The organism is Colwellia sp. BRX10-1, assembly GCF_014077545.1.
Lineage (GTDB): Bacteria > Pseudomonadota > Gammaproteobacteria > Enterobacterales > Alteromonadaceae > Colwellia_A.
The window spans coordinates 42186-67953 of record NZ_JACGWC010000010.1 but is presented as its reverse complement, the minus strand read 5'-3'; the positions used below and the strand labels follow the sequence as shown (position 1 = coordinate 67953).

The following is a 25768-nucleotide window of genomic DNA, read 5'->3' as shown; positions in this document are numbered from 1 at the left end:
GCAATATTATTAATCATTAAAATAAGGTTTCACTCATGAAGTGGGCAGCGCTAAGCTTTTCATTATTAACCGTTCTTGCGAACACTGGCTGTAATACAGCAGAAAAATCAATTAACTCAGTAACAATCAGCCAACAATCTGATCAGACGAATGTGGTTGATAGCGCTATAAATATTGAATATAGCAAGTTCGTCTTAGCTAACGGTTTAGAAGTTGTATTTCATATAGACCGTTCAGACCCAGTTGTTGCTGTTGCATTAACGGCACATGTTGGATCTGCTCGTGAAACACAAGGACGAACAGGCTTTGCTCATTTATTTGAACATTTGCTCTTTCTCGAGTCTGAAAACCTGGGTAAAGGTGGATTAGACAAAATGAGTGCCCGTATTGGCGGCTCAGGTGCAAACGGCTCGACTAGCCGCGATAGAACAAATTATTATCAAACTGTCCCCAATGACGCTTTAGAAAAAATGATCTGGGCAGAAGCTGACAAACTAGGTTTTTTTATCAATACGGTGACCGAAGAAGTACTCGCTAAAGAAAAACAAGTGGTTAAAAATGAAAAAAGACAAAGTTATGACAACCGCCCTTATGGTCATACACAGTATGTTATTGATAAAAATCTTTATCCAGAGAGTCACCCTTACAACTGGCAAGTGATTGGTTCATTATCTGATTTACAAAACTCAACACTTCAAGATGTTAAAGATTTCTTTAAAAGCTGGTATGTACCCAATAATGTTACCTTGGTTATTGCCGGTGACTTTGATGAAGCACAAGCAAAAGCTTGGGTACATAAGTATTTTGATGAGATTAAGGCGGGTAATGAAATATCGCCCCTCGCCAAGCAAGCTGCAAATCTAACAACAACCAAGAAAATTTATCATGAAGATAATTTTGCTAAGTTACCCGAACTCAGCCTAACTTGGCCGACAGTCCCACAATATCACTCAGACAGTTACGCATTAAATGTTTTAGTTGAATTGCTCAGTGATGGTAAGAAAGCCTTACTCAATAAAAAGCTAATTGATGAATTAACCTTAACCTCTCGAGTAACCATGTATCACTACCAATCAGAGTTGGCTGGCCAATTAATGGTAAAGGTACGAGGCTTTGAGAACACTGACTTAAACCAGATTGACCAAGCAATTAGTCAAGCACTTAGCGAGTTTGAAAAAAAAGGTTTTAGTGATGAAGATCTTGCTACGATTAAGGCAGGTCAAGAAACAGCCTTCTATCGTGGGCTTTCAAGTGTATTAGGTAAGGGCTTTAAATTAGCACAATATAATATTTTCACTCAGGATCCTGGTTTTATTAACCAAGAAGCTAAAAATATTTTAGCCGTCAACAAAGCAGATGTTTTACGTGTTTATCATCAATATATTAAAGACAAAAGTTTTGTTGCCACCAGTTTTGTACCGAAAGGCCAAAAAGACTTAGCATTAGAAAACTCTATAAAAGCACAAATTATTGAAGAAAAAATTGTCGCTAATGCAGAGCAAAGTTTTGATGCTGGCCAGCAATCACGTTATGTAAATACGCCTTCAAGTTTCGATCGAGCGAGTGAACCTAAATATGGTGAAGCCCCAACGCTATCGGTACCTACCGTTTGGCAAAGTCAGTTAAGCAATGGGCTACATTTTTACGGGATAAAAAATAGCGAAGTCCCTTTAGTACAGCTTGAGATAACGGTTGCTGGTGGCTTATTATTTGATGATATACAAAAAGTCGGTGTCGCCAACTTAGTCGCTGAAATGATGAATAAAGGGACCAAGTATAAAAGCCCTCAACAACTAGAAGAAGCGATTAATAAACTTGGCGCTACCATTAGTATTTATGCAACTCAAGAATCAATAAAGCTATCAGCCAGTACTTTAGCAAGAAACTATCAAGCAACTGTCGACTTGATCACAGAGATGCTCTTAGCACCTCGTTGGGATGAAAAAGAGTTTACTCTCACCAAGCAAGATATTATTAGTCAAATAATACAACAGCAAACCAACCCCAACCAATTGGCTAATAACCAAATGAATAAATTACTTTATGGTAAAACTCATATTTTATCGAATAACTTATTAGGGACATTATTGTCTGTTGAGGAAATCACTTTAGCTGATTTAAAAATATTTTATCAAACAAAACTGTCGCCAAATTTAACGGATATTCATATTGTTGGCGATATCGATGAAACAAGCGTATTAACGGCTTTTAAAAAATTAGAAAATAATTGGCTTAATACTAAAGCTGTTTTGCCTAAGATGTTACCAGCAGCGCTACCCACATCATCAACCCTATATTTTTATGATGTGCCCGATGCTAAGCAATCGCAGTTGAGAATTGGCTTCCCAGCCTTAAATGCTATGCATAAAGATTTCTATAGTGCTCAAGTGATGAATTATATTCTAGGCGGCGGTAGTTTCGCTTCAAAACTCACCCAAGAATTACGTGAAGGAAAAGGTTATACCTACGGCGTGCGTTCAAGTTTTAGCGGCAGTAAATCAAGTGGCGAGTTTATCATTAGCAGTGGTGTGCGCACCAATGTCACATTAGAGGCTACAGCATTAATAAAATCGCTGGTAGAAAATTATCAAACTGATTTTACTGACCAAGATTTAGCAACTACTCAAAGCTATTATTTAAAGAGTAATGCGAGAAAATTCGAAACATATAACGCTAAACTGACCATGTTAGAAAATATTAGCCAGTACAACTTGCCGATAAACTATGTATTAGCACGAGCAAAATCAGTTGAAAGCTTAACTTTGGCTAACGTCAAGTCTTTAGCCAATCAACATTTACACCATCAACAAATGATTTACTTAGTGGTAGGTGATGCAAAATCGCAACTACCACGTCTAAAAGCATTAGGTTTAGGAGAACCTATTCTTATAAATGCTAATTAATTAGAAAGATGAATGTCAGCCTAGTGATTAACCACTAGGCTGAAAAATATATTGAGTATAAAAGGATGAGAACGCGGATAAGTATTAGCCACTGACATTAACTTGTTGCCTATCTTGCATGAATAACACTAACACAAAGCCAATAAATGCTGCAGATGCCGCTAGGTTATAGGCAAGTTCACTGCCTTGCCCTCCTTGCCAAACGATACCAGCAATATAAGCGCCAATCGCGCCACCTAGACCATAAACACCACCGATATAAATAGCTTGGCCACGATTTTGTTGGTCGTGATTAAAATGTTGATGGATAAATTGGATAGAAACACTATGGTACAAACCAAAACTCAGCGCATGTATGCACTGTACTAAAACAAGTACCCAAATGACATCGGCAAAACTACCCGTCATAAACCAACGTAACGAGGTGAGTAATATACTGATGGCCAGCAAGGTTTTTAGTCGGAAGTATCGAAAGAATATACTCGCATAGATAAAAATAAGAATTTCAGCCAATACCGAGATGGTAATGAAGATACCAACCGCAAATCCTGGATAAGCGAGCTCACGAAGGTAAAGCGCAAAAAAACCATAATAAGGACCAAAACTCATTTGTAACATCAGGCCAGCAAGAAAAAAGAATATAAATGAGCGACTGAATATTTTATCGCTGATTTTTTCGATTTGCTGCACAGGATTTTTAGTCTTTTTTGCAGGGTGGAGTTTCATGCTTGAAAGAAATAGTCCCGCCAGCACAATGACACCTAAATAAGTAAAAGCATCTGCGGAATACCGTTCAATTAAATCCCCGGCTATCACAGCCAAGAAAATAAAACCGATACTGCCCCATAAGCGTATACGCGCATAAATTTTAGCACTACGTCTAATAGAATTAAGAGTAAGCACTTCAAGCTGAGGTAAAACAGCGGTCCAGAACAAGCTAAAAATCGCTAAACAAAAAACAACAGGCCAATAACCATTTAGCCAAAAAAGTAATGAAAAGCTCAATAATGCCAACAAGGCACCGCTGCGAATAATGGTTAATTGTTTACCTGATTTATCGGCGGCAAAAGCCCAAAAGGTTGGACCGATGATTTTAGTGGCTGTAATAATAGCCAGAATCTCACCTATTTCAATTGAGCTGAAGCTTTTGGCATCAAGAAAAACAGGTAGAAAAGGAATGATCAAGCCTAAGATAGCAAAATACCAAAAGTAACTCGAAGACAGTCTGACGAACTTAACTGATGTCATCACTTTTGGTATTTAATAATAAAGACGACTTAGGCTTCTATATCAGGTGTTACACAAACGACATCAGCATTTTGTCCACGATGACGTAAAAAATGATCCATCAAGGTTAGTGCTAACATAGCTTCAGCAATAGGAACCGCACGAATACCCACACAAGGGTCGTGGCGACCTTTAGTCACTAAGTCAGTCGCTTTACCATCTAAATCAATGGTTTTACCACTAACACCAATACTTGAAGTTGGTTTCATCGCAATATTTGCAACAATACTTTGTCCTGATGAAATTCCGCCTAAAATGCCTCCACTGTGGTTACTTGCAAAACCCTCAGGCGTTAACTCATCGCGGTGCTCAGAGCCTCTTTGATTGACGACAGCAAAACCATCACCAATCTCAACACCTTTAACAGCATTTATGCCCATAAGCGCATGAGCGATATCTGCGTCCATTCGATCAAAGATAGGTTCACCTAAACCAACAGGAACGTTAGTGGCTCGCACCATAATTTTAGCGCCAATAGAATCCTTTTCACGAATAATACCACGCAATAATTCGTCTAAGGCTTCAAGTTTAGTTTCGTCAGGAAAGAAAAATGGATTATTTTCTACAATATCCCAATCAATATTAGTTGCGCAAACATCACCTATTTGGGTAACACACCCTTGAATTTCAACGTTAAATTTTTCTTTTAAGTACTTTTTAGCTACGGCGCCTGCGGCGACTCGCATAGCGGTTTCACGTGCTGACGATCTTCCGCCGCCACGATAGTCACGAATACCATATTTTTGCCAATAGGTATAATCGGCATGACCTGGACGAAAGCTTTGCGCGATATTTCCATAATCTTTTGAACGTTGATCGGTATTTTCAATTAACAGCCCAATAGGCGTTCCTGTGGTTTTGCCTTCAAAAACACCCGACATTATTTTAACCTGATCGGCTTCACGACGTGCCGTAGTATAACGAGAAGTGCCAGGACGACGACGGTCAAGATCATCTTGTAAGTCAGCTTCTGATAAGGCGAGTCCTGGCGGACAACCATCAATAATTGCACCTAAGCCTAAACCATGGCTTTCACCAAATGATGTTACGGTAAATAATTTTCCAAAGGTATTGCCTGACATGAATATATCTTCTCTCTATTATTTGAATACACGATTACGGTAAATAAGCTAAATTACTTTTGTTCAAATGCTTGCGTTAAACTGTTCTGATGGCTTGTTAACTGTTCTTTAGTCAACATAAACACACCATGACCACCATTTTTAAAGGTTAACCACGTAAAAGGCACCTGTGGATAAACATGCTCAACATGAATTTGAGAGTTACCTACTTCACAAATTAACACACCGTTCTCATTTAAATGACTCGCCGCTTGAGCAAGAATTTCACGAACAATATCTAAGCCATCGACACCCGAACCTAAGCCCATTTCAGGTTCATGCAAGTATTCTTGCGGTAATGCGTCAACGTCTTCTTGATCAACATAAGGTGGGTTGGTTACGATTAAATCATAACTTAGCCCCTCAACCCCAGAAAAAACGTCAGATTGAATTGGAATAACTTGTTCTGTTAAACCATGATTTTCAATATTAATTTGTGCAACATTTAATGCATCAATTGATAAGTCGAGCGCATCAACCTCGGATTCAGGGAACGCTACCGCACAAGCAATGGCAATACAGCCGCTTCCCGTACATAAATCAAGAATACGTTTAGGTGGATTTTCGGGTGAAAAATTTGGCGAAAAGTGTTGCTCTATTAATTCACCAATAGGGGAGCGTGGCACTAAAACCCGCTCATCGACATAAAAGGGTAAGCCAACAAACTGGGCATGATTGGTTAAATATGCAGCCGGCAGTTGTTCGACGATACGTCGTTCAATTAAGGCCAATACCGCTGATTTTTCAGTTGATGTTAAACGACAATTAAACACTTGTTCATTTAACTCTACTGGCAAGTTTAAAGCGAACATCACTAAAGTTATAGCTTCATGCCACGCATTATTAGTACCGTGACCAAAAAAAAGCTCGGCTTGATTAAATTCACTGGTGGCAAACCGTAGATAATCACCTATGGTAAACAGTTCATCCTTAATCGGTGAAAAATCAACTTCGTTCACATTTACTCTCTTTATTTAACAAGTTTTATAAGGGGTACTATAACAATTAAATTAATTCATGGTGCAAATTTAAATGAAGATAAATTTTCAAGAACAAGACGATTGATTGACTAATAGCTGGCTATTGGGATTAAAAGCAACGCTGTTTTTGGATATTTAGAGCATTAACATTGATCATTGAGTTAATTTACTGGGTATTATAACCTTTTGCTTGTTATTGCCCACAGATGTTTTTAGAATTTGAATTGTTTTCCCTCTTAAAGTAAGAATGTAGTTTCCAAGATGAAATTTAAAGACGCATTGACACCCGATGAGAAAGATTTATTTATGCAGGCTATTGGTAAAGTAAAGCCAATTGTGCAAGATAAAATTGCGCCTATAAAAAAGCAAAGCCAAAATCAATCTTTACATCTTGGAAAAAACAAAGCAGATGCGAAGAAAAAACAACATGCTGAGTTCTACTTTTCTGATGAGTTTGAACCAAATCTGAATCAGCAAGGGCCGATGAAATATGTGCGTGAAGATGTTGACAGCTTTGAGGCTAAAAATTTAAGACGCGGTCAGTACGCACCCGATTTAATTTTAGATTTACATGGTTTAGATCAGAAAACAGCCAAGTTAGAAATTGCCGCGCTAATGTTTGCTTGTAAAAAAGAACATGCGAAGTGTGTCTGTATTGTACATGGCTTAGGTTCACAGGTACTAAAGAATAAAGTCCCACATTGGCTAGTGCAACACCCTGACGTAATGGCTTTTCATCAAGCACCACTTGAGTGGGGTGGTAATGGCGCATTATTGGTTTTAGTTGAACTTAATGATCGCTTCGCTGATATTATCTAACCAAAGCGCTAAAGACTGTTGGGTGTCGTATGCGAAACTAACTGCCCTTTCGCGGTACTTATATCATAATCAATAACCGCAATAGAGGCAGTTTCAAATAACGGCGCATGTTGACCACAGGTAAACTCTTCCACTAAATAACAGACCAAAGGCATATGTGAAACAATAAGTACATTTGCCTGGGCATTATCGATGAAAGTGACATCAATATAATTATGCATTTGTTGAGCTGAGTCTTCTGGCGTTATAAATTCAAGCGTGGTTAGAGTTGTTGTTGTTGCTAAGATGTTTTTTACAATTTTTGCGGTTTGTTGAGCGCGAACATAAGGGCTAACAAAAATAGCATCAAAATGCTCTTTTTGATGGACCAATTTCTTTGCCATCATTTCAGCTTCACGTTGACCAACGGCAGTTAATTCACGACCTTTATCAGAAGGAGCCATTGCTTGAGCTTGACCATGTCGCATTACAAATATTCGCATAAATTTTCCAAATAACATCATTTTTTCAAATCGATGGCATTTTAGCGCTTATTTCAGTCTATAGTATAGATAATTAATAGATAAATTAAGAATACAATAGACTCTAGTTGGTGCTTCAGGTAATTTAACTAGATAATTAAAATAATCTTAGAAACAAACGCTTACCTTTCCAGTGTTCGTCACAAATGAGGTTGCTGCAGTGTTTGCCGGAGCCGATATTGAAAAAAAGCCCAAATGACAACAAGCAATATAAAACCTTAACATTAGCTAATGGCTTGCGTGTTCTATTAGTTCACAACGAACAAACCAATAAATCAGCTGCAGCATTGGCAGTAAATATTGGCCACTTTAGTGACCCCAGCAACCGTGAAGGTTTAGCCCATTTTCTAGAACACATGCTATTTTTAGGCACTAAGTCTTATCCAGACGGCAGTGAATATCAAAAATATATTAGTCAACATGGCGGCAGTAATAATGCATGGACAGCAACTGAGCACACCTGTTTTTTCTTTGATATCCAACATCAACATTTTACTTTCGCTTTAGATCGTTTTAGCCAATTTTTTATCAGTCCGTTACTCTCACAAGAGTTTGTTGAAAAAGAACGCCAGAATGTTGATGCTGAATTTAAACTTAAACTTAAAGACGATATTCGTCGTCTATACGATGTTCACAAAGAGACTATTAATCAAGCCCATCCTTTTTCAAAATTCTCGGTTGGTTCAATTGATACACTAGCCGACAGAAAAGAAAGCGATCTGACAACCGAAATACGTGATTTTTTTCAACAGCATTATCGTGCCAACATAATGACACTTGTATTAGAGGGCCCACAGTCACTTGATGAGTTATCACAATTAGCAAAGAATAAATTTACCGATATAAAAGCCGCAACCTCAAGCCCCAAAATAATAGATATACCGCTTTATTTACCTGAACACCAACAAATAAAAATTAATGTAAAACCGGTAAAGAATGACAGGCAACTTATTGTTAGTTTTGCAATGCCCAGCATTGATCCCTACTACCGTAACAAACCAGAATCTATTTTGACCTATTTACTGGGTCATGAGGGTAAAGGCAGTATATTGTCTTATCTTAAAAAACAGCGTTGGGCACTTAGCTTAACCGCTGGTTCAGGAGTAAATGGTTCAAACTTTAAAGATTTCAATTTAAGTATTTCGCTTACTGAATTAGGTGAGCAACATATTAACGAAATCATTAGCAGTATTTTTTCTTACCTAAATTTAATGAAGAGCAAACCTGTTGATGAGTTTTATTATCAAGAAAAGCAGGCAATCGCTAATTTAGCGTTCAAGCACCAAGAAAAACTAAAACCATTAGATTCTGTTTGTCAGTTAGTTATTAACATGCAGCATTACGGATCCGAAGATTATATTTACGGTGACTACATAATGGATGGTATGCAACAACAAGAAATCAATGTCTTGTTGGGCTATTTATCAGCAAGCAATATGCGCATTATTCATATTAGTGCGCAAAATGAATTTGATAAAAATAGTTTTTGGTACCAAGTCCCTTTCAGTATTGAAAAAATAACTCAACTGCAAATTAACACTTGGGAAAATGAAGCATTAACAGCTAATTTTTCTTTGCCGCTAAGTAATCCTTATATTGTCGAAGAGCCCAAAATATATCCGTGTCAACCTGTTGCTAAGCAGGGTAATAAAACCCCCAAATTAATTGAAAAAATTGATGGTTTATCTGTATGGTTTAAACAAGACAGTACTTTTATTGTCCCCAAGGGCTATATTTACATAGGTATTGATGCCCCCCTAACGATAAAAGACAGCAAACATATTGCAATGACACGGTTATTTGTTGATTTGTATAGCGATGCTGTTATTGAACAGCATTATGATGCTGAATTAGCTGGAATTCATTACCATTTATTTTCGCACCAAGGTGGTATTACTCTACAACTATCAGGGGTTAGTACTAAACAAGACAAGTTACTCGAACAGTTATTGATAAGTCTAGTCACTGAGAACTTCATTGAAGAAAAGTTTGAGTTATTTAAAAAACAATTGATTAACCACTGGCATAACGCGCAAACCAGTAAATCTATTTCACAATTATTTTCGATTCTTAGCTCAACAATGCAACCTAAAAACCCAACCAGTAGTTCTCTCGCTAACGCGCTAGAAAACACTTCTTTTGAAGAGTTTGTCTCCTTTAGAGAACGCTTGTTTGATGAGATAACTATTGAGGCGTTAATGCATGGCAATTGGTTACCTGAACATGCGTTGAAATTTAGTGAACAATTAAAGGCAGCATTTAGTCATCATTATTCAGATAAGTATGCCGTTAATGTACCTGTTCTTGATATTGAAGACCAAGGTGACATTCACCTTCCTTTGCATTTACCAGAACATGATCATGCTGCCGTGGTGTATTACCCGTTCGTAGGAAAAGATTTAACAACAATAGCGATAACGATGATCGCCAGCCAAATATTGTCACCCCTATTTTTTCAAGAAATGCGCACTGAAAAACAATTTGGTTATCTGGTAGGGGTTGGCTTCATTCCTATTAATCGTTATCCAGGTATCGCTTTCTATATACAGTCACCGCACGTTGACGCCATTGTTTTAGTAAAAGAAATAAACGAGTTTATTAATAGAGCACAGGACAGTTTAACACTGTTATCTGAGCAAGATTGGCAACATATTCAACAAGGTTTGGCGAGTCAATTACAAGAAAAAGACTCTAGTTTGCGAATAAAGAGCCAACGATTTTGGGCCGCTATTTGTAATAAAGAGACGAATTTCGATGAGAAACAACAATTGATCAATGTTATTTTATCATTGACGATTGATGATATTAGTCGCTTCTTTACTCAACAACTTTTATTTAACAACAATACCGACAGGATAACCTTAGCAAGTTACCAAGAAAACATTGCCGAAAATGATGAGAAAACATTGCAGCACAATGAAAGTATTGAAAAAAAATTAAAAAATTGTCAAAGAAAATACTAAACCTGCCGATAAAACATTAGGGCTAATGATATTAACTTATCTGAGTATCTTATTCATATAAGGGTAAATAAGTTGACTTAGCTCTAGCCATGATTTTTAATGTGGCTTGATGCAATATAAATAACAAAAATAATAAAATTGCTTGCTTAATTTATACCGTTCAAACGGTCAAATAATTCATTATAAATATTTTTCTTCTATTTTATATTATGAGTGGTGTAAATAAGCCTAATTGAAGCTTCTATCCAAGGTTGTATTTGTGCTTAATTTTTTTCCAAAAACTCATCTGATAAAATACCAACAGTTATTCCGCATTTTATGCTTACTCACTCTCACGTTAATATTTGGTATCCAAAGTGCTTTGGCTGAACAAACAACAGCAACAACAGAAAACCTTATTGCAGAAAACACCTCACTATCCAGCCAAGCCGCTTTAAAGTTTAAGCACTTACTCTCCGCTGACGGTTTAAGCCAAAATAATGTCTTTGACATTACACAAGGCCATGATGGTTTCATTTGGATTGCCACAGAAGATGGCCTAAATAGATATGATGGCAAAAATTTTGTCCATTATCGAAAAAATCTAGCAGATCCTAACTCAATTGCTCATAACTTTATTCGTAAGGTTTTTGTTGATAACAATGGTATTCTTTGGGTTGCGACTAAAGTAGGTTTAAGTAAATATAATGTTAAACTTGATAACTTTGAAAACTATTACCATCAAGAAAATAATACTGAATCACTTAAAGATGATTTGATCTGGGATATTTATCAAGACAAGAAAGAAAATATTTGGATATCTACAACCAATGGTATTCAGAAATATGATCCAGCTAGTAATAATTTTAAACGAATAAAGATTCATAGTCTTGAAGATGAAATTAAAGAAATATATACAATTTTTCAAGACTCTAATGATAACTTTTGGTTCGGCGGATATGGCAATGGTATTTATTTAGCAAATAAAGATCTTAATTATTCATCTTCTCTACAAAAAAATAATAACAAATGGCACATTACTATTCCGGCTAATTCATTATTTGATATAAAAGAAATCAATAACAACTATTGGCTAGCAACAGAAAGAGGTATCTATGTACTAGATCAAAATTATAACCTCATTGACCGATACCATCTGAACCACCCATCGAATAAACTTATTTCCAATACTGTTCGCAGTATTACTCAATTTGACGAATTCACTGTTTGGGTAGGAACCGACAATGGTTTAAATATTATTAATTTACAAAACAATATAATCACCTCATATTATAGTGATACAAAAGCCAAAAGTTCACCTGAAGATTGGATTAATTCTGTTTTCAAAGACCAATTTGGTAATTTATGGGTAGGAACTTACGGTAAAGGGGTCAACTTATTCTTAAAAGACAGCTTAAACTTTTCTCATTACTTATCTGGAACATCTACTAATTCAATAACTTCATTCGCAGAAACAACAGATGGAACAATTTGGTTTTACTCACAAGAGTCAGGGCTTAATTATATAGATAAAATAGGAAAAAAAATCCCAAAAGAGATACTTCAAAATGAGGATATCTATCAACTAATTACTGATAATAATAACAACTTATGGTTAACCACTCTTTCAAATAAATTATTTGTTTTTTCTCAAAATAAAAATACAATAACTGAAATAACTTTATGGCAAAAAGAATCTCTTTACGATTCAAATTACACACCTAATCTATTAAATAATAGTATTTGGTTTGTTGATGAAAACGGACAACTAGCAAATTATCACTTAGATACTCAAAAATTTAACCGCTTCACAATTAAAGATCAAAACTTAAATAAAATAAAATCGATACACATTGATAATAATAATACTTTATGGACTTTTTCATCCAACAACCAATTGATAAGTTTAAAAATAACCTCTAGCAACATTGTTGAAAATACGATTATTTATCATGATTTATTAAATATTGATAATTTATCTATGATTGATGTTAGGAGCATAAAGTCATACAACCACTGGGTTTGGTTAACCTCTGAACAAGGCATTATTCTGTACAACAAAGAAACTAAAAAAACCGACTATTTTAATGAAAGTAATGGATTATTCAATAATTCTATAGATTCAATTGAGATTGATGAAGCAGAGAATGCTTGGTTATCTACCAACGGTGCTATTACTGTTATCTATCCAAATACAAAAAAAATAAGTAATTTTAACGAAGACTTACATTTATCTGATAGCCAATTTATTTGGAATTCATCATTAAAAACTGCAAATGATAAAATTTATTTTGGTGGAAACAATGGTTTCCACCTGTTATTTCCTTCAAAAATTATAAATATAAAACAAGAAATTAATTCCCCCGTATTTATCGATTTACTAATTGCAAATAAAAAAATAAATGTACAAACATTTACTCAAACAAGAAAACCCAACAAAGAATTCACCCTTAATAGTAATATCAATAATCTAGAGGTATTGACATTAAGACATGAACAATCCCCTTTTACTATTGAGTTTACTTCACCGAATTCCAGACTTCCTAACCAACTTTCTTATAGATACCGTCTAAAAGGACTAGAAAAAGCATGGATAAATGCAGGTAAAAATAAGCATTTTGCTACTTATACCAATCTAAGTGCTGGTGACTATAACTTTGAAGTAGAAGCTTATGACTTATTAGGTACAGCTAAAAGTGAAGTGAACACCTTAAACATCCATATACTTGCCCCTTGGTGGCTTTCAAAAAGCGCTATTATTGTTTACACCTTGTTGTTCTTTCTAGTGGTTGGCTACGTGATTCAGCAAATGCGCCATAAGCGTTTATATCATTTACAAATTCAAAAGAGTGAAGAGCGTTTAAAACTTTCCTTATGGGGAAGTGGTGATGAAATGTGGGATTGGAATATAATCACTGGCAAGATATATCGCTCAAATATTTGGGGGATCTTAGAGTTTCCACAAGATGGTAAACGTAACGTCGGCTCAGACAAAACAAATATTAACGAACATGATATCGCGCGAGTTCGTGATGCAATAAACGACCATTTCGATAACGATACCGACCATTTTGAAGCGACCTATCGTGTTAAAAATAAAGATGATAAATGGATATGGGTTCTTGACCGCGGAAAAATAGTCGAACGCGATGAGAAAGGCACCCCAACCCGCATGACAGGTACTTTAAAAGACATAAGCCGAATAAAAAAAGCTGACGAACGTTTAAAATTATTTGCCAAGTGTATTGAGAATATTTCTGATGCGGTTGTTATATACGATCGTGCTTTTAATATTGTTGATGTCAATAAATCTTACCAACGTATTACCCAAAAAACGCGTAAAGAAATGCTTGGTATAACCTTAGAGTTTGCCCAATATCCAAAAAGTTTCACCAAAGATGTAAAAAAGCACTTAATAACCAAAGGCAGTTGGCACGATGAAATCGAAAGTAAACGTGATAATGGCGAAGAGTATTTAACCGACCTTAATATCGATGTGATACTTGATGAGAATAAAAGTATTTCTCATTTTGTTGGTGTGTTTTCTGATATAACTAAACGCAAAGAAACCGAAGCTGAACTGCGTAAATTGGCCAATAGCGATACCTTAACGGGTCTTCCTAATCGTTCATATTTTCAAGCTAATCAAACTCTGCTAGTTAATAAAAAAGCCCCTCATGCTCTACTGGTTTTTGATTTAGATAACTTTAAAAAGATTAATGACTCTATGGGACACGAAGTAGGAGACGTACTTCTATGTCAGGTAGCAAAAAGAATGCAAGCTGTTGGCAGAAAACAAGATACGGTTTACCGCTTAGGTGGTGACGAATTTAGTATTATTATTGAAAACACCAACGATATTCATACGATCACCAGTATTGCTAAAGATGTGTTAACTACTATTGCTCAGCCGCTGAAACTGAGAAATCAAGAAGTAGTTCTTTTTAGTAGCTTAGGTATTGTACTTTATCCTGAAGATGGCATATCCCCGCAAGAGCTACTGAAAAACGCAGATACAGCCATGTACCATGCTAAAAACAATGGTGGTAATAAGTATCAGTTCTTTAGTGATTCGATGAATAAGGCAGCAGTAAAGCGCTTACAAGTTGAAAGCTTAATACGCCATGGTTTAAAAGAAGATTCTTTCTCAGTCTTCTATCAACCTAAGATTGAAATTTCTACCGGTAAAGTGGCCGGTATGGAAGCCTTAGTGCGTTTCGAAACCCCTAAAAAAGGCATCATTAGCCCAATAACTTTTATCCCTATTTCGGAAGAAACAGGCCAAATAATTGACATTGGCGAAGTGGTTTTAAGAAAGTCATGTTTTGCAACTAAAAAATGGGTTGATGCCGGGCTATTTAGTGGTCGGGTAGCGGTCAATTTATCAGCGGTGCAATTTACCCAGCCTAATTTGGTTGGCATGATTGCTGACATTCTCAAAGAAAGTCAATTACCGGCTAAGTACCTTGAATTAGAAATAACGGAAGGTACCGTTATGGACTCTCCCCAAAAAGCCATTGATATTATGTTGCAAATTCGAGCTATGGGTATTCACTTATCGTTAGATGATTTTGGCACGGGCTACTCATCACTCGCTTATTTAAAGAAGTTTCCGCTTAATACCTTAAAAATAGATAAAGCTTTTGTTGATGATATTGAAGAGTCAGAGCAAGGTCGTAATATGGTTGCCACTATAGTGACTATTGCACATAACTTAGGTATGCAAGTAGTCGCTGAAGGGGTTGAAACTAATCAACAGCTAAGTTTTCTTTCTGGATTACGCTGTGAGCAACTGCAAGGTTATTTATACAGTAAACCTTTACCGGAAGGAGACTTTCAAAAGTACTTACTTTCTTATCAAATCACCAAAGCATCAACCAACTTTGGGAAAACGTCATTTTAATGTCATTTAGCATTATAAAATTCTAACGAATTACTTTAGTCTCTGACAAGTTTTTGACATACGAAAATTCCTCTAAAAAACCTCCACGAAAGCCTTATTTAACAAGGCTTTTGATTTCTGGCATAATACGTGCTTTAGCATAGATGAAATTAATAATAAAAAATTAAGGAAATTTTAATGCTTAGCTCACTTATTTTATCTTTGGCAATGTCTACTTCACCAACACCTGTTGTTGAGTCTGATTCATTAATTATAAATGAAGTTGGTCGCATACGCGGTTCTATTAAAGTGAATGATCAAAAGATAGATATCGAAACTATTGGACGCATACGCGGTTCTATTAAAGTGAATGATCAAAAGATAGATATCGAAACTATTGGACGCATACGCGGTTCTATTAAAGTGAATGATCAAAAGATAGATATCGAGACGATTGGTCGCATACGCGGCTCTGTAAAAGTTTAGGAGTCCAAGATGATCAACTTATTTAAAGCTCTATTTGTAACAACTAAAGCAAACCCTATTGCTGCTAGCATTGAAATTAAAGAAATGCCAGCCAGTAAGTGGTGGAAGTAATAATCATTGAGCCACTATTATCAATGGTTAGTTTGAAGAAAGACACTGTTTGCTACAAGGAATGTAGCTGTCTTATTTTATCTAGAGTGATAAAGAAAAATTAATTTTAAAAGCTTCTAAGCTTTTAAAATTAGTGTATTAAAGCCAAACATTTTATTCATTTTCATCCGTTTCTTCATACAGAACATTGGCCAAATAAAAGGCCCAAAAACTAATCCTGCACATGCCCAGCGCTTCAAACCTAAACCACTACGTAATGCCTGGCAGTAAAAGAACATCGAACAAACAACACTGACAACCGCTAAAAATAACAACATAATATTTACCGCTAAACTGACTAAAAGAATGGCTAAAACTTTATAGGCGAAATATAACTAATTTAGAGTATTTATTCAACTTATTTTTAAAGGGTAAAAAGCATAAAAACAGAGGCATTAAATTGCCTCTTTTTCGTTAAATTGCCACCGAGGTGGCATAACATTGCCTGTTACTAATAATATTTATTACCCGTTTCAGCCATGGTAATTAATGCCTGGCAAGGCTTGAAGCGTTCGCCTAGTTCACTGCTCCACAGGTTCAACTTATTAACAATTACCTCTGCACCTAACGTATCGATATAATGGAATGGTCCACCTAAAAATGGTGGGAATCCGATACCGAAGATAGCGCCGATATCACCGTCTCTAGCATTACGAATAATACCTTCATCTAAACACCTAGCAGCCTCATTCAACATCATAAAAACACAACGCTGGACAATTTCATCATTTGTTTTTTGATCTTTAATGATGATATTTAATAATGGATAGACAGATTCATCAACAAGTTTTTTGGTGACTTTTTTACCATTTTTATCTTTATAGAGGTAAAAACCTTTCTGCACTTTTTTACCTAAACGTTTATCGGCAATAAGTTTATTAAATGCTTCTGGTGCAGCAAATCGATCGCCTAATTCAGCTTGTAAAATAGGACCAATTTTAGCACCTATATCAATACCGACTTCATCTAGTAATTGTATAGGTCCAACAGGGAAGCCAAACTTAACCAGTGCTTTATCTAACTTACCAATCGATTCTCCTTCAAGTAATAATAAGGCGGCTTCATTCATGTAAGGCGCTAAGATACGATTAACATAGAAACCCGCTTTGTCTTTAACAACTATCGGCGTTTTGCCTTGTTTTTTAGCAAAAGCAACTGTCGTTGAAATAGTTTGATCAGAGGTTTTTGAATGTGCAATAATTTCGGCTAACGGCATTTTATCTACCGGAGAAAAATAATGCAGTCCAATGACATTTTCAGGGCGCAAAGCTTTTGCTGCTATTTGTCCGATAGGTAAACTTGAGGTATTACTCGCAAAAATAGTGTCTTCAGCACAAATACTTTCCATGTCATCAACCATTTTTTGCTTTAATGACAAGTCTTCAAAGACAGCTTCTATAACCATATCAACATTTTTAAAACCGCTATAATCAACACAACCTGTAATTTTAGCCAATTGCTTTTGCATTTCACTTTTCAACATAAAGCGACGTTTAACTTTTTTGTTAAGTATGTCATAACCATATTTCATCGCATGGCTGATACCTTGCGGCGCAATATCTTTAATACGTACATCAACATTCGCTTTAGTTGCACTAACAAAAGCAATACCACCGCCCATTAAGCCGCCACCTAAAACACCAATTTGGCTAATCGGCTTAGCATTAACACCTTCGATGCCCTGCTCTTTTTTCATGTCGGTAGTAGCAAAAAAGATTTGTCTTAATTGAGCTGATTCTGGTGACATAACAAGTTCACCAAAATGATCGGCTTCAGTTTGGTAACCACTGACCGATGATTTTTCGATACCACTGCGTACACTATCAATAATTTTGAGGGGTGAAGGATAATTGCCTTTGGTTTTAGCCAATACAGATTTAGTCGCCTGATTGAAAATTATTTTACGGCCAACCGCATTACCTTCAAGTGCCTTATCTAAAACACTGATTTTGCGTTGACTCTTTTTAATCTTACTCGCTTTACCTTGTGCCGCTAGCACTAAGTTTTCAGCAGCAGAAATTAAAATGCTGTTTGGCACAACATCAACAACCAAGCCCATCTTCAAGGCTTGTTTCGCGCGTAATTGTTTACCTGTTAGCATCATATCTAATGCTTTTTGAATACCAACTAATTTTGGTAAACGCTGCGTACCACCGCTCCCCGGTAATAGGCCTAACTGTACTTCAGGTAATCCCAAGGCTGTTTTGCCATTATCACTACAAATACGAGCATGACACGCCATAGCAAGTTCAAGTCCGCCGCCTAGACAAGCACCATTAATTGCAGCAACCACAGGAATTGAGAGGTTTTCAATTTGATCAAAAATCATTTGCCCATTGCGAGAAAGAGCCGTTGCTTCACTCGCACTTTGACAGCTCGCCAGCATATTAATATCTGCGCCAGCAACAAAAGAATCTTTTTTGCCACTGATTAAGACAACACCTTTAATCGTATTGTCATTACGTATTTCTTTTAATACCGTATCAATTTCTTCAGAAAACTCAGCTTTCAAGGTATTCATGGATTCGCCAATCACGTCCATCACTAAATGAGCAATACCATTGTCTTGGCGAATTAATGTAAACGTACTCATATTGTTACTCTCTTGTTTAAGCGCTTCATCGTTTGCTTGAGTGTTATTAGGTGCAGTCATTAGTCAGTCTCCACTATCATTGCAGCGCCTAAACCACCAGCGGCACATGCGGTAGTTAAACCGGTACCTCCACCTCGACGATTTAACTCATTAAGGGTTTGTACAATTAAACGGGTACCTGTTGCAGCAAAAGGATGACCATAAGCTAACGAACCACCCATCACGTTAAATTTAGCCATATCAATATCGCCAATCGCTTTATCTTGACCTAATTGCTCACGGGCAAATTTTGTGCTGGCAAACATTTTCATATTAGCAAGCGCTTGTGCTGCAAAAGCTTCATGCATTTCAATTAAATCTAAATCTTTTAATTCCATACCTGCACGCTTAAGTGCTAATGGCGTCGCATAACTTGGCCCCATAAGCATATCTTGCCAAACATCAATGGCAGCAAAAGCATAACTTTTGATATAACCCAGCGGTTTATAACCTAATTCTTTTGCACGCCCTTCACGCATTAAAATAATGGCAGAGGCACCATCTGTTAATGGTGTACTTGTTGCTGCAGTCACTGTGCCGTGTTTTCTATCAAAACAAGGACGTAATTTTTTATAACTGGCAAGTTCTGAGTTCTCACGAATACAGTTATCTTTTTCAATAAAACTTTTATAAGGTTCACTGTAGGCGGTCATCACCTCACCGGCTAACTTACCTTCTTGCCAACTTTTTGTGGCTAAAGTATGCGAACGGTGTGCTAATTCATCTTGAGCTTCACGAGAGATATTATGGGTTTTTGCCATCTGCTCTGCAGTCTGCCCCATCGATATACCCGTAGAGTATTCAGCAACAGCTGGTGGAACAGGCATAATATCTTTTAGGCCCAACTGACGAATAAGTGATATTTTTTGCCCCAAGCTTCTCGCTTTACTTAAATCAAGTAAGATACGAGCAAACTTTTTTGACACACCAATAGGCGCAACTGATGAAGAATCAGCACCACCAGCAATACCCACATCAACATAACCTGCCATAATAGCTTCTGTTACATTAACCGTTGATTGGAAGCTTGTTGCACAAGCCCTTGAGACACTATAGGCGTCGGTATTTACATTCATGCCAGTACCCAAAACAATTTCGCGGGCAATGTTTGGCGCTTCAGGCATTTGTACCACTTGGCCAAAAACTAATTGATCGATAATAGTAGGGTCAATATCATGCTTTTTTAGCAATTCATTAACGACAATTTTTCCTAAATCTACTGCTGGTACACCATGAAAAGCAGTGGCTTGTTTTGCAAAAGGTGTTCGCAACCCAGCCACTACAGCGATGCGTTCTCCGTTTCGAGTCGTTAAATTCATTTTTGTCATGTTTTACCCTTCTATCGTAATATCTAATTTTATCGTCTTCAAACCAAGAGGTCTGACCACTTATTGATTGCTTTATTCTAACCTCAAATGAAATAAATACAACTCCCAGCTAAAACGTGAGCTATTCATTCGAAAATAAATTGTTAAAAATCATGTCAAATTGTAAAAAATCCTTGTTTTATGGTACCTGAACCTTATATATATACCCATAGGTTTAACAATAAAAACAAGTAAGTGGTAGTTAGCATGGCAATTGAACATTTTTCATCTTTAAAAGAATACTTATCTCAACAAATTATAGGTCAACACGCCCTTGTTGAAAATTTACTTATTGCATTGCTTGCCAATGGTCACCTAATTGTAGAAGGTCCTCCCGGCTTAGCAAAAACTCGTGCCGTAAATGCATTAGCTGAAGGTATTGAAGCTGATTTTCACCGCGTGCAATTTACCCCCGATTTATTACCTGCTGATTTAACTGGCACAGATATTTATCGCCCTGAAGATGGCACTTTTGTTTTTCAGCCGGGTCCTCTTTTTAGAAATTTAGTACTCGCTGATGAAATCAACCGCGCGCCAGCAAAAGTACAATCTGCTTTATTAGAGGCGATGGCAGAGGGACAAATTACGGTTGGACGTAATACTTATCCTCTTCCTGACTTATTCTTAGTGATGGCAACACAGAATCCTATTGAACAAGAAGGTACTTACCCTCTTCCTGAAGCACAATTAGATCGCTTCTTAATGCACATTGAAATTGACTATCCTGATGCTGTAAGTGAATTAGCTATTTTAAAGCTCAACCGCGGTGAAGCACTTCAACATGGCAAAGAAAGTAAAAAACCGGTAAAAGAAATATCGCAAAGTGATATTTTTGCTGCTCGCGACCAAGTGATGGAAATTCATATGGCACCGGCTATTGAAAATTATATTGTTGATTTAATTATGGCGACGCGTACTCCAGAAAAATATGATGACCAATTAAAAAAATGGCTCGCTTATGGCGCAAGTCCCCGAGCAACTATTGCACTTGACCGATGTTCACGTGCTAGGGCTTGGTTACATAACCGTGATTTTGTTAGCCCTGAAGATGTACAAGCCGTATTCCATAATGTATTACGTCACCGCATTTTGCTGACTTACCAGGCTGAAGCTGAAGGTATTAACAGTAATCAACTTCTTGATCACTTACTAAGCTTAGTCGCTGTTGCTTAAATAGCATTAATCGCTTTAACAACATCAAATAATGAACGATCAATCTTGTAAGTAAATTTATGTGGCTTAATCAAAAAAAAGAACAAAACCAGCAAGACGTTTCAAATCTGCTTAGTAGTGTTTTAAGTAATGGTATTGAATTATCAATCGATGAATTAATTCAATACCAAAACAAAACTAAACTCATTGATCTCGCTGCGCGTAAAAGTCAGCATGGTCAAATGTCAGGTAATTACTTATCTCGTAGTAAAGGGCGAGGTATGGAATTTGACGAAGTACGTCATTATCAAAATGGTGATGATATACGTGCCATCGACTGGCGAGTAACAGCACGAACAGGTAAAACCCATACTAAAATTTTTCGTGAAGAAGTTGAACGTCCAGTACTCGTAGTAACCGACCTCAGTAATTCAATGTTGTTTGGTAGTCAGCTTTTATTTAAATCAGTACAAGCTGCACACTTAGCGGCATTAGTGACTTGGCATGCTAAAGGCCGAGGCGATAGAGTCGGCGGTATTGTTTTTAATCAACATAAACATAGTGAATTAAAACCGCGCAGTCGCAAACAAGGCGTGCTTCATTATTTATACAGTTTAGTAGAAACTCATCAACATACGTTATCTATCGAACAGCAAAAACACGAAGAACATTTGTCTATTGAACAACAGCATAATTCTGCTAATGCTGCTTTTGAAGAGAATTGTGCACGACTAAGACAACTTGCTCGCCCTGGAAGTTTGGTTTATTTAATCACCGATGGTAATTATATTAGCCAAGAAACTATCCGCCACTTATCCCATATCAGTCGTCATTGTGAACTAGTTGTCTGTTTGATAAGTGATCCGCTTGAGCACGACTTACCTAATAGTAAACATAAAATGAACGTTACGGTGACCGACGGAAACTCGCGACAGCAATTATTGATTGGTGATGAAAAGGCGACTAAAAATTATCATCAACAAGCCAATGAACGAGTTCAATTGAAAAAAGATTTATTACTTAAAGCAGGCGCCCGAGTATTGCACTTCTCATCAGGTCAAACTTTAGAGCAACAATTAACTGACGGAGTCGCCTCATGGAAGCGTTAAAACAACCGTCTGAGCAATTAGCTCAATTAAAAGATATTCACTTACCAGAGCAGGTTCATAATTACCCATTCGCTTATGGCTGGTGGATCTTACTTGCGTCTATATTAATAGCGCTTATTTTCGTTACTGTAAAATGGCAAAGACGCCGAAAATTATCTCATGCTAAAAAACTAGCATTATCAAAACTTCAAAGCACCGATAATAATGACGAAATAATCACTTTATTAAAATGGGCTGCATTTCAGTATTTTCCACGAAATGAAATTGCCTCGTTACATGGCGAACGATTAAAAGATTTTTTCAAGAACACGTTAGCAATTAAGCATCAAGAAAAATTTCTAACCTTATCTGAACAGCAATTTAGTCATAAATATCAGCTCACTAAAAATTCAGAAAATGAAACGTTGAAGGAAGCCGCTCATCTTTGGCTCAGTCAAGCGCTTCCGCCGCAGTTACTAAAGCAAAATTCGGTAACAAAACATGAGAAACAGTCATGATTAATCTACTACTACCTTGGGTATTGTTAGCGCTGCCGATACCATTATTAATGTATCTATTACCAGCAAAGAATCAAAACCAAGCGGCAGCATTAAAAATGCCAATACTAATTCAAAATACCTCTAGTGAACGTTTTTCAGCTAAAACTAAAAAGTCTCCACGTATTTTGTTTTTACTGATTTGGAGCTTAATTGTTATATCTGCCAGTCAGCCGCAATGGCTTGGCGAAGCAGTAAATGTACCCACCGAAGGGCGCGAAATGATGATAGCTGTAGATCTGTCTGGCAGTATGCAAGTTGAAGACATGCAAATAAATGGCAGCACCGTTAACCGCCTAGATATGTTAAAAGTATTATTAGGTGAGTTTATTGAACGTCGCACCGGTGATCGTTTAGGTCTTATTCTCTTTGGTGATGATGCCTATATGCAAACACCAATGACCTTTGATAGAAAAACAGTACAGCAGATGCTTGATGAAGCCGTATTAGGTTTAGTCGGTAAACAAACTGCAATTGGAGATGCTATTGCTTTGGCAGTAAAACGCTTTGATACAAAGAAACAATCAAATCGTGTGCTATTACTGTTAACCGATGGTCAAAATACGGCAGGTAAAATAACCCCAGAACAAGCATTAGAACTCGCAGTAGCAAAAAATATTACCATTTATTCAGTGGGCATTGGCGCTGATGTAATGATTCAAGATTCAATTTTTGGTAAACGTCGCATTAACCCATCTAGCGAATTAGATGAAGAGTCGTTGCAACAATTGGCTAGCAAAACAGGTGGATATTATTTTCGTGCCCGTGACAGTAAAGATATGAGTGAAATATATCAATTACTCGATGCGCTAGAACCGATAGAGCAAGACCAACAGCAAATGCGTCCCCTTACGGCATTATTTTATTGGCCATTATCAGCAGCATTATTATTATCATTTCTTTATCTAATTTGGCTGAACCTACCCACTATCACATTAAAAGGAGCGAATAGTTAAAATGGCAGACTTTCACTTTATTCGTCCTTGGTGGTTATTAGCCATCATTGCCTTAATTTTTGCGTTAAAACTCCTCAAAAAATACCGGTTGAGCCAATCTGGCTGGCAACAATTGCTTCCAAAACATTTAGCAAGTGTCTTGGTTGATAAGCAAGACAGTCGGCAGAAGTTGTCACTTACTTTACCTTTTATCATAGGTTTATTAGCAATTGTAGCTTTAGCCGGACCTACGTGGAAAAAACTGCCACAACCCGTTTATCAAATAGCACGTGGCTCGGTGTTGATCATGGACATGTCGTATTCTATGTATGCTACTGATATTGCGCCCAATCGATTAACAAGATCGCGTTACAAAGCGATTGATTTACTCGAACAATTAAATGAAGGTGAAATAGGCTTAATCGCCTATGCTGGTGATGCTTTTACGATTAGCCCTCTGACAGCCGACATTAATAATATTAAATTGTTATTGCCATCTTTGTCCCCTGAATTAATGCCAGAACTTGGTAGTAACCCTTTAGCTGCGCTAACGCTCGCTCACGATATGCTGGTTAATGCTGGTCATAGCAAAGGTGATATATATTGGTTTACTGATGGTATCGATAATTATGACATTCAAGACATCACCGATTGGAGTAGAAGCAATAATCATCGATTGAATATTTTAGGCATAGGCACAACAACTGGAGCGCCAATAAAGCTTAATAATGGTGAACTGATGAAAGATACGAGTGGTTCTATTATCGTCCCTAAATTATCAATATCAGCCTTAAAAGGCGCAGCAAAAAGAGGCAGTGGTTATTATGCAACACTCGCTAACAATAATAGTGATATTGAAGCGTTACTTCGACAACCCAGTGATATTGAAGATCAACAACAAAAAGAATCTTCAAATACGGGTGATCAATGGCAAGAAGCGGGTCCCTATCTATTATTTTTAGTCTTAGCCTTGTTATTGCCCTACTTTCGCCGAGGCCGTTTATTAGCGATATTGCCATTCATATTATTAATGTCACCCGTTGATAAAAGCTACGCGCAAAGCACAACATTAACAAGCACTACAAAACCCAATGCAGTGCTAACAAAAGAATCAGTCCCAGATAAACAGGTAACTGATAATTTTTGGAAAAATTTATGGCAAACCAAAGACCAACAAGGACAACAACAATTCAACAATAAAGCTTTTGAGCAGGCAGCCACTAGTTTTGAGGATTCATCTTGGCAGGGGAGCTCTTATTATCGCTCAGGAAATTACGAGCAAGCATTAAAGGCATTCCAACGCCAAGACACTGCGGAAGCTCTGTATAACCAAGGTAATTCTCTAGCGCAATTAAAACGTATTGATGAAGCAATTAAAGCGTATGAACAAGCGTTATTAAAAGATCCGCAGCATCAAGATGCAAAAGCCAATAAAGCTTACCTTGAAGAGTTAAAAAAACAACAAGAGCAGCAACAAGAAAACCAAGAACAGAACAACGAAGAAAACAACGACAAAAATCAAGAACAGCAAGACCAGCAAGAACAAAACAAGCAAGAAAATCAGGGGAAAGATCAAGAACAGAAAGACAGTGAAGATCAAGCTCAGCCAAGTGAATCTGAGCAACAAGATGATCAAAAAGAAGCAACTGACAAAGAGCAGACCGAACAAGAAAAGTCTCAACAAGAACAAAAAGATAAAGCAGAGCAAGAAAAACAAGCTAAAGAAGAGGAAGGTAAAGAAGACGACCCAAGCCAACCCGAGCAAACACCTGCTCAGCTTCGTGCCGCCGAACAATTAGCAGAAGAGACCGAACAAAAACACCAACAATTACTCAACAAAGTAACTGATGATCCTTATATGTTACTGAGAAACAAAATGCAGCTCGAATATCAAAAGCGCCGTAATAGTCGAAGTAGTCGCGCAAAAGGAAAAAAACAATGGTAAA

At 36.9% G+C, this 25768-nt stretch carries 17 protein-coding genes; 10 read left to right on the top strand and 7 right to left on the bottom strand.

The window, feature by feature from the left end; translation table 11 throughout:
• Window positions 1-35 precede the first annotated feature (35 nt).
• Window positions 36-2903 carry a pitrilysin family protein gene (locus H4J75_RS10370; protein WP_182222083.1) on the top strand — a complete coding sequence of 956 codons (2868 nt, stop codon included), beginning with the start codon at window positions 36-38 and terminating at the stop codon, window positions 2901-2903.
• An 84-nt stretch (window positions 2904-2987) separates the two neighbouring features.
• Here H4J75_RS10370 and H4J75_RS10365 read toward each other — a convergent pair whose 3' ends face one another.
• From H4J75_RS10365 to prmB, 3 genes are read right to left on the bottom strand one after another with little or no spacing between them, the layout of a single operon-like run.
• On the bottom strand, window positions 2988-4151 hold the full coding sequence (locus H4J75_RS10365; RefSeq protein ID WP_182222082.1) for an MFS transporter: 1164 nt from the start codon (window positions 4149-4151) through the stop codon (window positions 2988-2990).
• 29 nt (window positions 4152-4180) lie between these two features.
• Window positions 4181-5272, bottom strand: coding sequence for a chorismate synthase (aroC, locus tag H4J75_RS10360; protein ID WP_070376082.1), 1092 nt, complete (start codon window positions 5270-5272; stop codon window positions 4181-4183).
• Window positions 5273-5325: 53 nt separating this feature from the next.
• Entirely contained in the window at window positions 5326-6270 is a 945-nt protein-coding gene (gene prmB, locus H4J75_RS10355; RefSeq protein WP_182215039.1) for a 50S ribosomal protein L3 N(5)-glutamine methyltransferase, read from the bottom strand.
• A gap of 282 nt (window positions 6271-6552) precedes the next feature.
• Here prmB and smrB point away from each other — a divergent pair, with 282 nt between their 5' ends.
• Window positions 6553-7110 carry an endonuclease SmrB gene (gene smrB, locus H4J75_RS10350; RefSeq protein WP_182215041.1) on the top strand — a complete coding sequence of 186 codons (558 nt, stop codon included), beginning with the start codon at window positions 6553-6555 and terminating at the stop codon, window positions 7108-7110.
• Window positions 7111-7118: 8 nt separating this feature from the next.
• Here the strand turns inward: smrB and sixA are convergent, their stop codons facing one another.
• A complete protein-coding gene (gene sixA / locus H4J75_RS10345) occupies window positions 7119-7592 on the bottom strand; it encodes a phosphohistidine phosphatase SixA (RefSeq protein ID WP_182222081.1) in 474 nt (157 codons plus the stop codon).
• Window positions 7593-7810: 218 nt separating this feature from the next.
• Here sixA and H4J75_RS10340 point away from each other — a divergent pair, with 218 nt between their 5' ends.
• The 3 genes from H4J75_RS10340 (at window position 7811) to H4J75_RS10330 (ending at window position 15941) form a co-directional block, all read left to right on the top strand.
• Window positions 7811-10594: an insulinase family protein gene (locus H4J75_RS10340; protein WP_182222080.1), complete on the top strand. Its 2784-nt coding sequence runs from the start codon at window positions 7811-7813 to the stop codon at window positions 10592-10594.
• Between the two features lie 259 nt (window positions 10595-10853).
• On the top strand, window positions 10854-15476 hold the full coding sequence (locus tag H4J75_RS10335; protein ID WP_182222079.1) for an EAL domain-containing protein: 4623 nt from the start codon (window positions 10854-10856) through the stop codon (window positions 15474-15476).
• Window positions 15477-15653: 177 nt separating this feature from the next.
• Window positions 15654-15941: a polymer-forming cytoskeletal protein gene (locus tag H4J75_RS10330; protein ID WP_182222078.1), complete on the top strand. Its 288-nt coding sequence runs from the start codon at window positions 15654-15656 to the stop codon at window positions 15939-15941.
• A 227-nt stretch (window positions 15942-16168) separates the two neighbouring features.
• Here H4J75_RS10330 and H4J75_RS10325 read toward each other — a convergent pair whose 3' ends face one another.
• The 3 genes from H4J75_RS10325 to fadI all read right to left on the bottom strand — a co-directional run bounded on the left by H4J75_RS10325 (window position 16169) and on the right by fadI (window position 20051).
• Entirely contained in the window at window positions 16169-16369 is a 201-nt protein-coding gene (locus tag H4J75_RS10325; RefSeq protein ID WP_182215051.1) for a hypothetical protein, read from the bottom strand.
• 173 nt (window positions 16370-16542) lie between these two features.
• Complete coding sequence (gene fadJ / locus H4J75_RS10320; RefSeq protein ID WP_259366443.1) at window positions 16543-18684, bottom strand: fatty acid oxidation complex subunit alpha FadJ; 2142 nt, start codon at window positions 18682-18684, stop codon at window positions 16543-16545.
• Window positions 18685-18743: 59 nt separating this feature from the next.
• The gene (gene fadI, locus H4J75_RS10315) at window positions 18744-20051 is read right to left on the bottom strand and encodes an acetyl-CoA C-acyltransferase FadI (RefSeq protein ID WP_070376076.1); all 1308 of its coding nucleotides are present in this window, start codon (window positions 20049-20051) and stop codon (window positions 18744-18746) included.
• 246 nt (window positions 20052-20297) lie between these two features.
• On the opposite strand from fadI, the gene H4J75_RS10310 reads away from it, so the two are divergent.
• Genes H4J75_RS10310 through H4J75_RS10290 form a run of 5 tightly spaced genes read left to right on the top strand, consistent with a single transcriptional unit; the run spans window position 20298 to window position 25767 of the window.
• Complete coding sequence (locus tag H4J75_RS10310) at window positions 20298-21263, top strand: MoxR family ATPase (RefSeq protein WP_070376075.1); 966 nt, start codon at window positions 20298-20300, stop codon at window positions 21261-21263.
• A 59-nt stretch (window positions 21264-21322) separates the two neighbouring features.
• The gene (locus tag H4J75_RS10305) at window positions 21323-22351 is read left to right on the top strand and encodes a DUF58 domain-containing protein (RefSeq protein WP_182222076.1); all 1029 of its coding nucleotides are present in this window, start codon (window positions 21323-21325) and stop codon (window positions 22349-22351) included.
• The gene (locus H4J75_RS10300) at window positions 22339-22848 is read left to right on the top strand and encodes a DUF4381 domain-containing protein (RefSeq protein ID WP_182222075.1); all 510 of its coding nucleotides are present in this window, start codon (window positions 22339-22341) and stop codon (window positions 22846-22848) included. Before H4J75_RS10305 ends, H4J75_RS10300 begins: the two co-directional genes overlap by 13 nt.
• Window positions 22845-23843 (top strand): VWA domain-containing protein, encoded by a 999-nt coding sequence (locus H4J75_RS10295; protein ID WP_182222074.1) that lies wholly within the window; start codon window positions 22845-22847, stop codon window positions 23841-23843. Before H4J75_RS10300 ends, H4J75_RS10295 begins: the two co-directional genes overlap by 4 nt.
• A 1-nt stretch (window position 23844) precedes the next feature.
• The gene (locus tag H4J75_RS10290) at window positions 23845-25767 is read left to right on the top strand and encodes a VWA domain-containing protein (protein WP_182222073.1); all 1923 of its coding nucleotides are present in this window, start codon (window positions 23845-23847) and stop codon (window positions 25765-25767) included.
• Window position 25768: the final 1 nt, after the last annotated feature.

Coding starts and splice junctions, on each gene's coding strand:
- H4J75_RS10295 (WP_182222074.1), top strand. CDS start 22,845: ATGATTAATCTACTACTACCTTGGGTATTGTTAGCGCTGCCGATACCA.
- H4J75_RS10290 (WP_182222073.1), top strand. CDS start 23,845: ATGGCAGACTTTCACTTTATTCGTCCTTGGTGGTTATTAGCCATCATT.
- H4J75_RS10310 (WP_070376075.1), top strand. CDS start 20,298: ATGGCAATTGAACATTTTTCATCTTTAAAAGAATACTTATCTCAACAA.
- H4J75_RS10330 (WP_182222078.1), top strand. CDS start 15,654: ATGCTTAGCTCACTTATTTTATCTTTGGCAATGTCTACTTCACCAACA.
- H4J75_RS10365 (WP_182222082.1), bottom strand. CDS start 4,151: ATGACATCAGTTAAGTTCGTCAGACTGTCTTCGAGTTACTTTTGGTAT.
- smrB (WP_182215041.1), top strand. CDS start 6,553: ATGAAATTTAAAGACGCATTGACACCCGATGAGAAAGATTTATTTATG.
- H4J75_RS10300 (WP_182222075.1), top strand. CDS start 22,339: ATGGAAGCGTTAAAACAACCGTCTGAGCAATTAGCTCAATTAAAAGAT.
- sixA (WP_182222081.1), bottom strand. CDS start 7,592: ATGCGAATATTTGTAATGCGACATGGTCAAGCTCAAGCAATGGCTCCT.
- H4J75_RS10370 (WP_182222083.1), top strand. CDS start 36: ATGAAGTGGGCAGCGCTAAGCTTTTCATTATTAACCGTTCTTGCGAAC.
- H4J75_RS10325 (WP_182215051.1), bottom strand. CDS start 16,369: ATGTTGTTATTTTTAGCGGTTGTCAGTGTTGTTTGTTCGATGTTCTTT.
- aroC (WP_070376082.1), bottom strand. CDS start 5,272: ATGTCAGGCAATACCTTTGGAAAATTATTTACCGTAACATCATTTGGT.
- fadJ (WP_259366443.1), bottom strand. CDS start 18,684: ATGAGTACGTTTACATTAATTCGCCAAGACAATGGTATTGCTCATTTA.
- H4J75_RS10305 (WP_182222076.1), top strand. CDS start 21,323: ATGTGGCTTAATCAAAAAAAAGAACAAAACCAGCAAGACGTTTCAAAT.
- fadI (WP_070376076.1), bottom strand. CDS start 20,051: ATGACAAAAATGAATTTAACGACTCGAAACGGAGAACGCATCGCTGTA.